The organism is Thauera aminoaromatica S2 (genome assembly GCF_000310185.1).
In the GTDB taxonomy this organism is placed as follows: domain Bacteria; phylum Pseudomonadota; class Gammaproteobacteria; order Burkholderiales; family Rhodocyclaceae; genus Thauera; species Thauera aminoaromatica.
In genome coordinates this window covers 1-15,109 of the sequence record NZ_AMXD01000015.1, presented here as the reverse complement: position 1 = coordinate 15,109, position 15,109 = coordinate 1, and the positions used below count along the sequence as shown (strand labels likewise).

At 63.2% G+C, this 15,109-nt stretch carries 11 protein-coding genes and 1 pseudogene; 8 read left to right on the top strand and 4 right to left on the bottom strand.

Going from position 1 to position 15,109, the window contains the following annotated elements; genetic code table 11:
* Positions 1–39 precede the first annotated feature (39 nt).
* Positions 40–777: pseudogene (locus C665_RS04320) on the top strand (ABC transporter substrate-binding protein); the annotation flags it as partial.
* 696 nt (positions 778–1,473) lie between these two features.
* On the opposite strand, the gene C665_RS04315 reads toward C665_RS04320, so the two are convergent.
* A complete protein-coding gene (locus C665_RS04315; RefSeq protein WP_004301085.1) occupies positions 1,474–2,385 on the bottom strand; it encodes a LysR family transcriptional regulator in 912 nt (303 codons plus the stop codon).
* Positions 2,386–2,606: 221 nt separating this feature from the next.
* Between C665_RS04315 and had the strand changes: the two genes are divergently transcribed.
* From had to C665_RS21450, 7 genes are all read left to right on the top strand, one after another.
* Positions 2,607–3,674 (top strand): 6-hydroxycyclohex-1-ene-1-carbonyl-CoA dehydrogenase, encoded by a 1,068-nt coding sequence (gene had, locus C665_RS04310; RefSeq protein ID WP_004301084.1) that lies wholly within the window; start codon positions 2,607–2,609, stop codon positions 3,672–3,674.
* Between the two features lie 10 nt (positions 3,675–3,684).
* Positions 3,685–5,652 (top strand): NAD(P)/FAD-dependent oxidoreductase, encoded by a 1,968-nt coding sequence (locus C665_RS04305; RefSeq protein WP_004301082.1) that lies wholly within the window; start codon positions 3,685–3,687, stop codon positions 5,650–5,652.
* Between the two features lie 209 nt (positions 5,653–5,861).
* Positions 5,862–6,056, top strand: coding sequence for a hypothetical protein (locus tag C665_RS20620; protein ID WP_012586298.1), 195 nt, complete (start codon positions 5,862–5,864; stop codon positions 6,054–6,056).
* Between the two features lie 344 nt (positions 6,057–6,400).
* Positions 6,401–7,804 carry an aldehyde dehydrogenase family protein gene (locus C665_RS04295; RefSeq protein WP_012586300.1) on the top strand — a complete coding sequence of 468 codons (1,404 nt, stop codon included), beginning with the start codon at positions 6,401–6,403 and terminating at the stop codon, positions 7,802–7,804.
* Positions 7,805–7,837: 33 nt separating this feature from the next.
* Complete coding sequence (locus C665_RS19855) at positions 7,838–8,260, top strand: IS1634 family transposase N-terminal domain-related protein (protein WP_144312191.1); 423 nt, start codon at positions 7,838–7,840, stop codon at positions 8,258–8,260.
* 12 nt (positions 8,261–8,272) lie between these two features.
* Positions 8,273–8,713, top strand: coding sequence for a hypothetical protein (locus tag C665_RS19850; RefSeq protein ID WP_004301075.1), 441 nt, complete (start codon positions 8,273–8,275; stop codon positions 8,711–8,713).
* 72 nt (positions 8,714–8,785) lie between these two features.
* Positions 8,786–9,427, top strand: coding sequence for an IS1634 family transposase (locus C665_RS21450; protein WP_306414994.1), 642 nt, complete (start codon positions 8,786–8,788; stop codon positions 9,425–9,427).
* 293 nt (positions 9,428–9,720) lie between these two features.
* On the opposite strand, the gene C665_RS04285 is transcribed toward C665_RS21450, so the two are convergent.
* The 3 genes from C665_RS04285 to C665_RS04275 all read right to left on the bottom strand — a co-directional run.
* Complete coding sequence (locus tag C665_RS04285; RefSeq protein ID WP_012586301.1) at positions 9,721–10,170, bottom strand: DUF2703 domain-containing protein; 450 nt, start codon at positions 10,168–10,170, stop codon at positions 9,721–9,723.
* Between the two features lie 208 nt (positions 10,171–10,378).
* Entirely contained in the window at positions 10,379–13,603 is a 3,225-nt protein-coding gene (locus C665_RS04280; protein WP_281054722.1) for an efflux RND transporter permease subunit, read from the bottom strand.
* A 16-nt stretch (positions 13,604–13,619) separates the two neighbouring features.
* Positions 13,620–15,109 (bottom strand): efflux RND transporter periplasmic adaptor subunit (locus C665_RS04275; RefSeq protein ID WP_004301065.1); only part of this gene is annotated, 1,490 nt, incomplete at its 5' end.

The following is a 15,109-nucleotide window of genomic DNA, read 5'->3' as shown; positions in this document are numbered from 1 at the left end:
GGGCTCGCGGAGCGGGTATGCGCTGTAGAGAACACGGATTCAGGAAATTGGCAGCCGGCGTTTGCCATGGGCAAAGTCATGGCTGCAAGAGGGCACAAAAAGGTGGTCACCCTGACCTGGAAATACGCGGCTGGCGAGCAATATGTGCGGGGCTTCAAGGAAGCTTTCGAAAAGGAAGGTGGCCAAGTGATTAGCGAGTTGTACCTGCCTTTCCCCGGCGTGGAGTTTCAGCCCTTCCTGACGCAGATCAGCAGCCTCGGCGCAGACGCGGTGTACGTTTTTTTTGCCGGCAGCGGAGCTGCCAAGTTTGTTAAGGACTATGAAGCCGCAGGACTCAAGGCAAATCTTCCGCTTTACGGAACGGGCTTCCTGACTGACGGGACGCTGGAGGCAATGGGTGGCGCGGGTGAAGGACTACTGACCACGCTGCACTACGCTGACGGCCTCGAAAATCCGGTAGACAAGGCGTTCCGAGCCGGGTACGTCTCAGCCCACAAGGTGCAGCCTGACGTCTACGCCGTGCAGGGATATGATGCAGCCCAGTTGTTGGCGGCGGGTCTGGCGGGCTCTCCTTCAGGCAAGTTTGACAAAGAGGCCGTTATGAAGGCGATGAGCGCGGCGAAGATTGAAAGTCCACGCGGCAGCTTTAATTTGTCGGCAGCCAACAACCCGGTGCAGGATATTTACCTACGCAGGGCCGAAGGTAAACAGAACACGATCGTGGAGATTGCGGTTCCCAAGCTTGCCGACCCTGCGCGCGGTTGCCGCATGAATTGATTTCGCCAAGAAGAGCTTCCGCGCGCCACGGCACTGCTCGTGGCGCGGGGGCCCCGGGGGGCTTCGAACAAACTGCAAGGACAGGCGGGCGCCTCGAATAACCTGCGGTTATCAGTGAATCCCACGGTGATGACGGTCGCCGAACCTGGTTCAGCCTCTTCACGAAGTTTCTGCATTTCACCGCGAGATGCTGTCACCGACCGGCACATTGGGGCCTCGCTTTCGCCTTGAATCGCTTCGCATGACGAAGATTCAGCCCATGTTGGGCGCCGGAAGGCTGCGATCCCGATATTCTGGAAGCAGGTCAACTGCCACAGCTTGTAGCAGGGCCCCATCAGTGTCTTCGTGGAGCTCGCCAGCACCTGCCCGATGATGCGAATCAGCTTGCCGTCTGTTTGGGGAATGTCTGCCAACAGATGCGCGACCTGCACTTCATCGGCCGCCACCGCCGCAAAGGCGGATTGGAACTCGATCTGGGAAACGGGCTAAACACGAGTCGCCTTCTTGCGGGGTGGTCGCCCGCGAGCAAGACGGCCTTGATGGCGCCACCCGTTTCATCCGGCCAAGCCGTAGCCTGGCGAAGGATAATGTATTCTGCCTATGACAGGCTAAAGGGCTCTTCAAGGTAGCTGGGCTTGTATCAACAAGCTAGTCATATTTATACCCCCGGAAGGCCGATTAGCTCCTAGCCAAGACTCAATTGCCAAATGTTTCGCAAATCAAGGTGCGTAGCCACTGGCTCCCTGCGTCACGATGGTATTTGGCGTGCCAGAAGAGGTTAATCTGGATATCCGGAAGGTCCAACGGATGGGGTACGAAGCGCAGCGGGAAGGATGACGCCAAACGCATTGCAATTCTCTCGGGGACAGTGGCAACGAGATCGGTTTCTTCAAGGATGTAAGGTAGCGCGACGAAGTGGGGTACTCGTAGTCGTACGTTGCGCCGAACGGCGGAGCGTTCGATGAGCTCATCGGTTTTCCCGTGTCCCGTACCGGATGAAACCACCACCACATGTTCGGCAGCAGCGAATTCATCGACGCCGAAAGGAACACCGTCGAAAGGGTGGCCGACGCGGAACAGACATGCGTACCCCTGCCGGAAAAGCCTGCGTTGGTAAAAATCATTCTTCAAGTCGGGCAGAAGACCGATCGCCAAGTCCACCAGACCATCCTCCATTTCCACCTTCAGATTCACCCTGCTGTTCCGAACGGTGCTGATTGTTACCCCGGGAGCCAGCTTGCTGATGATCCGCATCAGGGAAGGAACAAAGTAAATTTCACCGACGTCCGTCATGCCGATCACGAACCGGCGGGAGCTCGTGAGCGGGTCGAAGGCGGAACGCTGATTTACGGTCTGCCGGATCAGAGCCAAGGCCTCTTCGATGGGCTCAGCTAGCTCTTCTGCATAAGGCGTTGGTTGCATCCCCCTTCCCGTGCGGTAGAACAGTTCGTCACCCAGAAGTCGACGTAAGCGGTTGAGGGCACTACTGACTCCGGGCTGCGAGAGATCAAGCGCCTCAGCGGCAGTAGTGACGCGTCGATCCCGGAACAGCTGGAGAAATATCACCAACAGGTTCAGGTCGAGGTCCTTCAGTTCAAGTTCCTGCATTATTGTCTCCAGCAATACATACTATCTTTGATAGCCCGTTTTGTAATTTTTATAGAGGTGTAATGATGCGCTACAGAGGCCGTCAGGTCCACCCCTGTTGAGAGAAAAATCCAACAATAACAATACGTTGCGCAATATTTTGGAGCAGGCGTCTGCCGCGAGTAGCATGCGGAAGGCCCCTGAAATAGTCGTATTCACCGGTTCGTATGAGGAGATTTCCGATGCTGCCCAAGCACATCGATACATGGCAAATGACTACCCCTGGCGTTCTGGAGCGCACTCGGATCCCGATGCCTGAGCTCAGCCCGGGGGATGCAGTCGTGGAGATTGCGGGTTGCGGCGTCTGTCACACCGACCTGTCTTACTTCTACATGGGTGTCCCCACCATCCAGCAGCCTCCGCTGTCGCTCGGGCATGAAATCAGCGGTGTCGTGATTGCCGGCGACGAGGCGGTGATCGGCAAGGAAGTCATCGTCCCTGCCGTCATTCCATGCGGTGAATGCGAACTCTGCCGGAGTGGGCGGGGGAATCGCTGCTTGTCACAACGCATGCCGGGATATTCGATGGGCATTTATGGTGGGTTCTCGAGTCATATCGTCGTTCCAGCGAACGTCCTTTGTGTTGTGCCTGATCGCGGGGGGGTTCCGCTCGAACATCTGGCGGTCGTCGCTGATGCTGTAACTACGCCCTACCAGGCTGGACTTCGCGCGCGACTGCAACCGGGCGATCGGGCGATCGTGATCGGCGCGGCAGGAGGAGTGGGCTCGTTCATGACCCAGGTGGCAAAAGGCATGGGCTGCGCGGCAGTTGTGGGGATCGACATCAACGAAGAGAAGCTTCAGATGATGAGGGATTATGGTGCGGATCTCACCATAAATCCCAAGGGGCGCTCCCCGAAGGACTTGAAGAAGCTGATCACTGAATATTGTGTCGAACGCGGGCTTCCTTCGGGTTATGGATGGAAAATATTCGAAGTGACGGGAACGAAAGCGGGGCAAGAGCTTGCCTTGGCGCTCCTCTCCTACACCGGAACCTTGGTGGTGGTTGGCTACGGTACCGATCAGACCACCTACATGTTGTCGCGACTGATGGCCTTCGATGCGGAAATCATTGGCACATGGGGCTGTACTCCGGAAAAGTATCCGGAAGTGCTTGGCATGTGTCTCGACGGACGAATTGCACTCGCTCCATTCGTCGAGGAGCGGCCAATGAGCCAGATCGCTCAGGTATTCGAACTGGCGCATCACGGCGAACTGAAGAAGCGTGTAGTCCTGACCCCCGATTTCTAGGAGAGCACACATGCGTTCCGGAGAACAAAAACTTCCCCATCTGTTCCAGCCCGGACAATTCGGGCGCTTCAAGATCAAGAACCGCATCAAGTATGGTGCATGCTGCGTATCGAACTACAACACGCGAGATGGTTTCATCACCGAGCGTGAGTTGGCGCGCGTCAAGGTAATCGCCGATACAGGCTGCGGCATCATCACCAATCAAGGTGCCTATCCCGACCCCCTGGGCGAAGGTAAGGCTTATTTCCGCCAAGTCGCGATCTACGACGATAAGTTCTTACCCCAGTTCGAGAAGATCGCCGCCATGATCAAGGATCAGGGTGCGATGGCCATTCAACAGATCCTGCACGCAGGCCGCTATGGCGGCATCGATCTCGGCTACTGCGTCCAGCCATCCGACGTGCCGCAGACGCTTCCTCACTTCAGGCCGCCGAAGATCATGACGACGGAGGAGATCCGAGACTGTGTGCGCCAGCACGCTGACGCTGCGAAGCGCTGTATCCGCGCCGGATTTGACGGTACCGAGATCACCAGTTTCATGGGATACCTACTCGCCAACTTCAACTCTCGCTTCACTAACCAGCGAACGGACGAATATGGCGGCTCGATTCAGAATCGAGGCCGCTTCATGCGGGAGTTGATCGACGGCATCAAGCAGGCGACTCCCGACAATCCGCTGATCGTGCGCCTCAACGGTGCCGAGTTGATGGATAAATGGGGTGGAAATACTGAAGACGAATGCTTCGAGTTGATGCAGCAGGCCGTGGACTGTGGCGTCGACATGATCAGCGTCACGGTAGGCTGGCAGGAAGCGCCCGAGTCATCCATCGGTCGCGACATCCCTCCCGGCTACTGGAACTATCTGTCCGAGCGGGCAAAGAAGACGTTCCCAAATACCTTGATCACATTCGGCAACCGCCTTCCCGATCCTCGCATGGCGAACGACTGCATTCGTGACGGCGTTTTCGACTTTTGGGAAGTCTGTCGGCCCCTGCTGGCCGACCCGGAGTTGATCCACAAGGCCGCCGAGGATCGCTTGGACGAGGTTCGCCGCTGTGTCGGTTCGCTCAACTGCCTGTCGCGTCTGTTCCGCGACTTGCCCTACACCTGCACGATGAATCCGGCTCTTGGGCACGAAGTGGAGCCCGAATATCACGTCACGCCCACCACTGTGAAGAAGAAGATCATGGTGATCGGCTCGGGGCCGGCGGGCATGGAGTGCGCGATCACGGCAGCCAAGCGGGGGCACGAAGTCACCGTGTTCGAGAAGACTGGGCGCATCGGCGGCAACCTCTATGCGTATGCCGCCAACGATCTCGCTCGCCCGGACGATCTTCATTCGATCATCCGGCATTACGAAGCGGTCGCGAAGCGGGTCGGGGTTGAGATTCGGCTCAACACCGAGGTCCACGCAAAGTTCATGCGCAGCGTCCTGCATCAGTACGACGTTTGCGTCGTCGCGGCTGGCGCAACTATCGACCACGACAGCCATTGCACGGTCGAGGGGCACGAGTTGATGATCGATGCGCTCGATGTCGCGCACGGGCGGGTAAAGACCGGTAGCAGGGTGGTGATTGTCGGCGGAGGCAAGATAGGTCTTACCGTAGGCGAATCCCTCCGCAAGAACGGGGCAGAGGTCACCGTGGTCGAGCGCGAAAAACGTATCGCCGGCGATATCAAACCGTCGTTCAAGTGGCGTCACGCTTCCTGGGTCGACGAGTTGGGTATCCGTTGCCTCACGAGCAGCCGCCCGACGCGGATTACGACCGATGGAGTGACCGTCCTCAATGACAAGGGCGAAGAAAGCTTTGTCCCTGCCGATACCGTGCTACTCGCCGCATCGCGCAAGCCGGCCCATGATCTACTCCATGAGTTCGAGTGGATGGTCGATGAACTCCACGGTATCGGCGATGCAGTAGTCCCCCGCGGCCTTGAGCAGGCGATCCAGGAAGGATTCCGGTTGGGTGTACGGATATGAATAGCGCCGCGCTTCCCGATCCGCAGGCTTGGCGGGCTGCCGCAGCGGCTCGACCAGAGCTGTTCCAGGCCCTGGATGAGGGGGCCCGGATCGGCCTTATCGCGCGCTCGGCACCGGCGCAGATGCTCGTGTGGGAGGCTGCTGCAGGCGGCCCTGGGGCTTGCCTAGCCACGTTTCCCGGGTACGCCAATGCAGGGGTGGACTTGCTAATGGCTGCCAACGATTCGGCCTTGGGCGACATCGTTGCCGTAGCCCGGAATGGGCTGTTCGATGTGCTGCGTGCTGGAATTCGCTCCGGCGAGGTCGTTTGCTACATGCTGCGCAGGCGTTGCGACCTAGAAGCCCTCGGCTACGAGGAGTTGCTTGAAGCGCTGGGCTTTGCATTCATGGGGGCCTGCCGATGATCTTCACCAATCCCCGCGGCGCTCCAGAGCTCGCCTGCGACAACTGTGGCTGCCGCTGGGTCGACCGCATCAAGAGCGCATGCTACGAGTGTGGAGCACCGATCTCCGCGGAAGCCCAGACGGAATTCGCATGTGCCTTGGCCGAGTTCAGCGACAGGCGGAAAGCCGAGCTGAAGGCCGGCGTCCAGACCGGCCTAGGCCCCAATAACATGCCCTCTGCCCCCTGATGCGACGGGGACCGAACCCGTCCAACCTCACTGCCGCACGCTTCGACGCACCCGGGCTGCAAGAGGAGCGCTCCGCCAGCAAAACAGCGCCCCCAATCATCGACGGAGAGACACGAGATGAACACAAAAATGCAGCCTTTCACCCCGCCTGCCATAGGCCATCTGTTTAGTGGAGCCACTGCAGATCAGTACCGCGCGCACTATGACCCGGGCCGCCTGGACTCGGTAGCGTCGCGAATTGCTATCGGTACGGCGGCAGATGTAGACCTGGCAGTCCAACAGGCCTATCGAGCCTTCCCGGGCTGGCGAGACACGCCGGTGGCTCAGCGTGCGGCATCACTTGCGAAGGCTGCTGCGCTTGTCCAAGCCAACTCGGCCGAACTTGGCCCCCTCCTTGTTCGCGAACACGGAGGCGTGTCATGGGAGGCTCAGGCCGATTTTGCGCTGGGATACGGAGTGCTGAGTCACACCGCCGATCTCGCGGAGCGCTTCTTCAACCCTGTCACGCACGACGAGGAACAGAGCTTCATCAGCATAGAGAAGGATCCGCGTGGCGTAGTCTCAGCCATCGTGCCTTGGAACATGCCGGTGGTGCTGACGATGATGAAGCTCGCTCCTGCGCTTGCGACAGGAAACACGCTGGTCCTCAAGCCATCCCCCTTCGCAGCAGGAGCACTGACCCTGCTGATCGAGCGATTGAGCATGTTTTTCCCCGAAGGCGTAATCAACGTAGTCCAAGGGGATGTCGAAGTGGGCCAAGCGCTGACAACCCACCCCCTTGTCCGCAAGGTAGCCTTCACCGGCGGAACAGCGACCGCACGTCACATCATGACCGGCGCAGCCAACACGATAAAAAACATCACCCTCGAACTCGGTGGTAACGATCCGGCAATCGTCCTCGACGATGCAGACCTCGACGCCACGCTGGACCGGATGTTGCCGGGGATCTTCACACGCAGCGGCCAGATTTGTTTCGCGGTAAAGCGCATCTATGTTCCACGTGCGTCCTACCGCAGGTTTGTAGACGCTTTGTGCCAACGCGTATCCGAGTACAAGGTGGGACATGGGTTGAACCCGGAGGCAACGCTCGGCCCCTTGAACAACAAGGCTCAGTACGAGCGTGTGTGCAAGTTTATCGATGGGGCTAAGTCCGGCCCCGCAAAGGTGGTGGAGCTCGGCCGCAGGCTCGAGCCTGACCAGTGGGACAATGGCTACTACGTCCTCCCCCACGTCGTTAGCGACGTGGCGCACGAAGCGCAGACCACCTCACGTGAGCAATTCGGCCCAATCATCCCGGTCGTTGCTTACGATTCCGAGGAGCAGGTACTCGCTTGGGCCAATGACAGCGAGTACGGCTTGGGTTCCTCCGTATGGACACGGGATAGTGCGCGTGGACTCGCTTTCGCCCGCAGGATCGAACCCGACTTTGACACTTCCAAGGCACATTTCCGCCCCACCTCCAGCAACGGCGCGGGTTTCCGGGCGATGATGCGCCAAAATCCTAGATACATGGATTGTTGATTTTTCGGCCGTGAAGCCGCTACTGTGCTGCACATGTACCTGAGACAGAGCAAACAGAAGCGGGCCGACGGACGGGAGATCACCTACCTGCAACTGGCTGAGAACGTGTGGGATGCCTCGAAGGGGCGCTCACAGGCCCGGATCGTGTTCAACTGCGGCCGTGCAGACGATCCGGAGGTCATTGAGCGGCTGCGCCGTCTTGCCAAGAGTATCCTGCGCCGATGCTCGCCCGAGACCATCGTTGCCGACGATCCGGGCTGGCAGCTGGTGTGCGCCTGGCCCTATGGCGATGTGCATGCGCTTGAGGCAGTTTGGCGGCGGCTCGGGATCGACGCCATCGTACGTGCGCAGGCCGAGGGGCGGCGCTTCGGCTTCGAGTTGGAGCGGGCCTTGTTCGCGCTGGTGGCCAATCGCGCCTGTGCGCCGGGCTCCAAACTCTACTGTCATGAACAGTAGCTCGAGGAGGAGGTGCATATCGAAGGCACGCAGGCCCTGGCGCTGCACCAGCTCTACCGCGCGATGGACTTCCTCGAGGCGAACAAGGCCGCCATCGAGCAGGCGATCTTCTTCCAGGTCGCCGACCTGTTGAGCCTAGACGTGGAGATCGTGTTCTACGACACCACCTCATTGCACTTCGAGATCGACAACGAGGATGCGGGCGACCTTGATGGCCAGATGCAGGGTAGCGTCGCGGCCGGCGCCAAGCGCTACGTGGCGCCCCGCAAGCGCGGTTACAGCAAACGGGCGGGGCGATGCGCCGCAGATCGTGGTCGGCTTGGCGGTCACGCGCGACGGCTTTGCGGTGCGCCACTGGGTGTTTCAGGGCGACACCGTCAATGTCACCACGGTGGCCCGGGTCAAGGAAGATCTGAAGGGCTGGCAGCTCACCTGCAGCCTGTTCGTCGGTGACGCCGGGATGGTCTCGCAGGCGAACTTCCAGGCGCTCGCGAAGGGCGGCGGCAAGTACCTGAGGCGATTCCGATGCGCCGTGGCGACGAGGTCACCGAAGCGGTGCTATTGCGCCCGGGCCGCTACCGCAAGATAGCCGACAACCTCGAAGTCAAGGAGGTCGTCGTAGGCGGCGGCGCTATGCAGTGTGCTTCAACCCACAGGAGGCCCATCGACAGCGCACCTATCGCGCCGAGCGCATCCTTGAGCTCGAGGCCGAACTCGCCTGCCTGGCCGATCAGGACGAGGGCGGACACAGCAAGCGCGTATGCGCGCTACAGGCGCTTCTTGAAAGAGACCAAGCACGGCCTGGCGATCGACCGCCAGGGCATCGCCGAGCTCGAACGTTTCGACGGCAAGTTCGTCGTCCACAGCAACGACGACACCCTCACCGCCGAGGACATGGCGCTCGGCTACAAGCAGCAGCAGCGAGTCGAAGAGGCCTGGCGCACGATGAAGGGCGGCCTGCGCATGCGCCCCATGTTCAACTGGGCGCCGCACCGCATCCACGCCCATATAGCGATCACGGTGCTGGCATTGCTCCTGGAGCGCGTGATCGAGCACGCCTGCCAGGACACTTGGCGCAACATCCGCGACGATCTCAGGCGCATCCAGCTTGCGCAATTGTCCAGCCCCAACGGCACCGTCTGGCAGATCACCGAGCCGACGACGTAAGCAGCCAACCGACTGAAAGCATTGAAGATCATGCCGACGCCGGCCATCCTCAAGCTCGATTGAGCGCGACTCCCACATAGATACACGCCCGTTTCCGGCCCCTCGTCGGACGCCTTGCGCTGCGCGCCATGTGGCGGGGCGTGTGACTTGGTGGTGTCAAAGTCGGGGGCGACCGCGCCGGCGCGTACTCCGACATCACCGCCAACGCCACCACCGCCACGGCCGTGAGACTGATGAGGGCAAAGAGAAACCTGCCGAGCGGGTCGGGTCGCCGCATTTCGGGCGTCCGCTGATCAAGCGCCGGGACGGCAGCCTGGCTGCTGGACACAGCAGCCGGACCCTTCGTCGCCGCCAGCGCCGAGGGATGCGGCTGCGGCCAGCAGCGCGGCCTTCAGGATCAGTTGTTCGGGAATCGCCTCGAAGGTCTCGCTGCCGATCTCCAGCGTCCGGCACTCCGCCCCGCCACAGGCCGAGCAGCAGGTGCTCTTGCCGACGCTCGCGTCGAGCCAGTCCTCGATCGAGCGCCCGGCGATCCAGATCCGGTTCGATTCCGAAGGCATGCCCTTGAAGGCGTCGAGCGCGATCTCCCGCGTCTCCAGGACGGGCATGATGCCCAACGGCCGCAGCACGTCCCGCAGCGTGGGCATGACCTGGACGATGGCATCGTGCGTGCTGCCGCAGCGCTCGCAGGTGTCGCCTTCCGGCGTGACGAGTCGCTGCCAGAGGATTTTCAGGGTCTTCATGTCGATCGGCATCCTTATGAAGCGGGCTCGGGACTGAAACGGCCGGGCGGCGTCGAGCAGTCCGGCGACACCGGGTACTGAAGGATCTTCGCAGGGATTTCCGCCGGGCAAGCATCGCCATGGTCTTCATGATGTTCAGCGGTAACCCGGCGATGGAGCCTTGGAAACAGCCTGCGCCCATGATGCGGTCGCACCACTGACCGCTGCATTACAGATCCGACACCGTGGCCAGCGCCTGCGCGGGTGCGTGCCTGGCGCTGCGGCGCAGCTCCCACTGCTTGACCAGCGCATAGAGCGCCGGGATCACCGCCAGCGTCAGCAAGGTCGAGGACACCATGCCGCCCACCATCGGCGCGGCGATGCGGCTCATCACCTCGGCGCCGGTGCCGGTACTCCACATGATGGGCAACAGGCCGGCCATGATCGCCACCACGGTCATCATCTTCGGCCGCACGCGCTCGACCGCGCCTTCCATGATCGCCGCGTAGAGATCAGCGATGCCGGCCGCGCGGCCCTCGGCCTGCCTGCGCGCGCAGACTGCCTTCCATGCGTGGTCCAGGTAGATCAGCATGATCACGCCGGTCTCCGCCGCCACCCCGGCGAGCGCGATGAAGCCCACCGCCACCGCCACGCTCATCTGGTAGCCCAGCCACCACATCAGCCACACCCCGCCCACCAGCGCGAAGGGCACCGACAGCATCACGATCAGGGTCTCGGTGAGCCGGCGGAAGTTGAGGTAGAGCAGCACGAAGATCAGCGCCAGCGTCACCGGCACGACGATCTTCATCTTCTCCTTGGCGCGCTCCATGTTCTCGAACTGGCCGCTCCAGGTGGCGTAATAGCCCTGCGGGAACGCGACTTCCTCGGCCACCGCCTGCTGCGCGCGCTTGACGAAGGCGCCGAGGTCGGCCTCGCGGGTGTCGACATACACGTAGGCCGCGAGCAGCGCGTTCTCGGTGCGGATGCCCGGGGCGCCACGCGTCAGCTTGACCTCGGCCACCTGGCCGAGCGGGATCGGGCCGTTCATCGTCGGCACGAAGACGTCGGACGCGAGCCGCGCCGGGTCGTCGCGCAAGCCGCGCGCATAGCGTACCGACACGCCGTAGCGCTCCAGACCCTCGACCGTGGTCGTCACCATCTCGCCGCCGAGCGCGGTGGCGATCACGTCCTGCACCATGTCGATGGTGAGCCCGTAGCGCGCGAGCTGGTCGCGGCGCGGCACGATGTCCACGTAGTAGCCACCGGCCACGCGCTCGGCGTAGGCGCTGCTCGCGCCCGGCAACTTGCGCACGGCCGCCTCCACCGCCTGCGCCACCTTCTCCAGCGTCTCCAGGTCCTTGCCGAAGACCTTCACCCCCACCGGGGTGCGGATGCCGGTGCTCAACATGTCGATGCGCGCCTTGATCGGCATGGTCCATGAGTTGGCCAGCCCCGGGAACTTGAGCGCAGCGTCCATCTCGGCGATCAGCTTGTCGGTGGTCATCCCAGGCCGCCACTGATCCTGCGGCTTCAGGTTGATCACCGTCTCGAACATCTCCAGCGGCGCCGGGTCGGTCGCGGTGTTGGCGCGGCCGGCCTTGCCGTAGACGGATTCCACCTCGGGGAAGGTCTTGATGATGCGGTTCGTCGTGGCGAGCAGGCGCCCGGCCTCGGTCACCGACATCCCCGGCAGCGCCGCCGGCATGTAGAACAGCGTGCCTTCATTCAAGGTCGGCATGAACTCCGAGCCGATCTGGCGCGCGGGGACGACGGTCGCGGCCATCGCCAGCACGGCGAGCACGAGCGTGAGGACCTTGAAACGCAGCACGCCCTGGATGATCGGGCGGTACAGCCAGATCAGCAGCCGGTTCACCGGGTTCTTCGCCTCGGGCAGGATGCGCCCGCGCACGAAGAACAGCATCAGCACCGGCACCAGGGTCACCGACAGCAGCGCGGCCCCGGCCATGGCGAAGGTCTTGGTGAAGGCGAGCGGCGAGAACAGCCGGCCCTCCTGGCCTTCGAGCGCGAACACCGGCAGGAAGGACACGGTGATGATCAGCAGCGAGAAGAACAGCGCCGGCCCGACCTCCTTGCACGCGAGCACGATCGCCGCCGCGCGCTGCGGCTGGGTGGCGCCCTCGGGCAGGCGTTCGATGTGCTTGTGCGCGTTCTCGATCATCACGATCGCCGCATCCACCATCGCTCCGATCGCGATCGCGATGCCGCCCAGGCTCATGATGTTCGAGCCCAGCCCGAGCGAGCGCATGGCGATGAAGGCGAACAGGATGCCCAGCGGCAGCGTGATGATCGCCACCAGTGCGCTGCGCACATGGAGCAGGAAGATCACGCACACCGCGGCGACGATCAGGCTCTCCTCGAGCAGCGTCCATTTCAGGTTGCCGATCGCGCGCTCGATGAGCTCCGAGCGGTCGTAGACCGGCACGATCTCGGCGCCCGCCGGCAGGCCCGGCGTGATCTCGGCGATCTTGGCCTTGACGTTGGCGATCACGTCGAGCGCGTTCTGGCCGAAGCGCGCCATCACGATGCCCGAGGCCACCTCGCCCTCGCCGTTGAGCTCGGCGATGCCGCGCCGCTCGGCCGGCACCAGCTCGACGCGGGCGACGTCGCCCACCCGCACCGGGGTGCCGCGCTCGGCCTTGAGCACGATGCCGGCGATGTCGTCCACGCTGCGCAGGTAACCACGCCCGCGCACCATGTATTCCTTCTCGGCGAGCTCCACCACGCGGCCGCCGACGTCGCGGTTGGAGGCGCGGATCGCCTGCGTGACCGCATCGAGCGTGATGCCGTAGCCCGCCAGGCGCAGCGGATCGACCGTGACCTGGTACTCGCGCACGAAGCCGCCGATGCTGGCGACCTCCGACACGCCCTGCGCCTTGGTGAGCTGGTAGCGCACGTACCAGTCCTGCAGGCTGCGCGTGTCGGCCAGGCTCATGTCCTTGCCGAGCACCGCGTACTGGTACACCCAGCCCACGCCGGTCGCGTCCGGGCCGATCTGCGGCGCCACGCCCTGCGGCAGGCGGCCGGCAGCGGTGCTCAGGTACTCGAGCACGCGCGAGCGCGCCCAGTAGATGTCGGTGCCGTCCTCGAAGATCACATACACGTAGGACGCGCCGAACATCGAGAAGCCGCGCACCACCTTGGCGCGCGGCACCGCCAGCATGGAGGTGGTGAGCGGATAGGTGACCTGGTCCTCGACCACCTGCGGCGCCTGGCCGGGATAGTCGGTGTAGACGATCACCTGCACGTCGGACAGGTCGGGCAGCGCGTCGAGCGGCGTGTGCTTGACCGCATACACGCCACCACCGATCAGGAACAGCGTGGCCAGCAGCACCAGGAAGACGTTGCGTGCCGACCAGTCGATGACGCGATCGAGCAGGCCGGCCGTTGTCGGGTTGGCGGCCGTGTCGGTGGGCACAGCGCTTGAAGGTTCCATCACGGGGGCGTGCATCTCAGTGCCCCGCATGGCCGGCGGCGGCCGGTGCCGCCGCGCTGCTCGCAATTGGCTCGATGCCGGTGACGATGTACTCGCCCGGCTCGCCGGCCTCGAACACGAAGCGCACCAGCGTGCCTGGGGCGATGTCCTTCACCAGCGCCGGATCGGCAAGCTTGAAGTCCATGGTCATCGCCGGCCACTGCAGGGCAGGGATCTCGCCATGCGTCATCGTCACGCTGCCCGTTTCGGCATCGAGGGCATCGAACGTCCCTTGGGTTTCGTAACGGGTCGGGCTCGCTCGAGCCTGATCGCCGGCCCCGGGTTCGACCAGATTGGAGAGCGCCGCCTTGAGCTGGCTCTCCGAGTCGATCAGGAAGTTGGCCGAAACCACCACGCGATCCCCCGCCGCGACGCCTTCGAGCACCTCGACCACATCCCGGCCGCGCGCGCCCAGCTTCACCGGCTGCGGCCTGAAGCGCCCTTCGCCAAGCGCGAGCAGCACGACCCGACGCGCGCCATCGTCGATGATCGCCGAGCTGGGCACCACCGCCTTCGGCGCTGGGTCGCCCGCCGCCAGGGCGACCTGGGCGAACATCCCCGGGCGCAGCAGGCCCTCAGCGTTGTCCAGTTCGAGCCGTACCCGGGTACTGCGGGTGGCGGCGTCGAGCGTCGGATACAGATAGCCTACCCGCGCCTCGAAGCTGCGGCCGGGGTACGCCTCGAGCGTGACCTGCGCACGCTGGCCGGGTTGCACCCGGGCGAGATCCTGTTCATAGACGTCGGCGATGATCCACACCTTCGACAGGTCGGCGATGCGGAACAGCGCCTCGCCGGGCATGAAGCGGCCGCCCTGGATGGCTTCCTTCTCCAGCACGACGCCGCTCACCGGTGCGTGGAAGACCTGGCGTGCGCCGGCCTGGCCCGCCACCTCCAGATTGCGCAGGCGCGCACGCGTCGCCTCGGCCAGACGCCGCGCGGATTCGCTCGCGACCGGATCCTCAGTGGCGCTCTGGCGGGCAAGACGCTCGGCGATGCGCAACTCCTCGCCAGTCGATTGCAGTTCCGGGCTGTAGGCGGTAAAGAGCGGCTGCCCCTTCTTCACCGGGTCGCCGACCGCATTCACATGCAGGCGCTCGATCCAGCCCTCGAAGCGCGGCGCCACCACGACCTGGGTGCGCTCGTCGATCTCGATGCGGCCGCTGGCACGCACGGCCGAATCCACCGCGCGCAGCTCCACCGCGGCGGTCTTCACGCCCAGGGTCTGGATGCGCGCCGGGCTCACCACCACCGTGCCGCTGTCGTCCGGCTTGTCGTCGGCATAGACCGGGATGTAGTCCATGCCCATCGAGTCCTTCTTCGGCACCGGCGAGGTGTCGGGCAGACCCATCGGGTTGCGGTAATAGAGGATCTTGCGCTCCCCTTCGGCCGCAGCCGCGGGTGCGGCAGGCGCTGCGGCCGCGGTGGCGTTCGCGGCGCCGAGCGGCGCGGCGGGCGTCGCCGCATGTT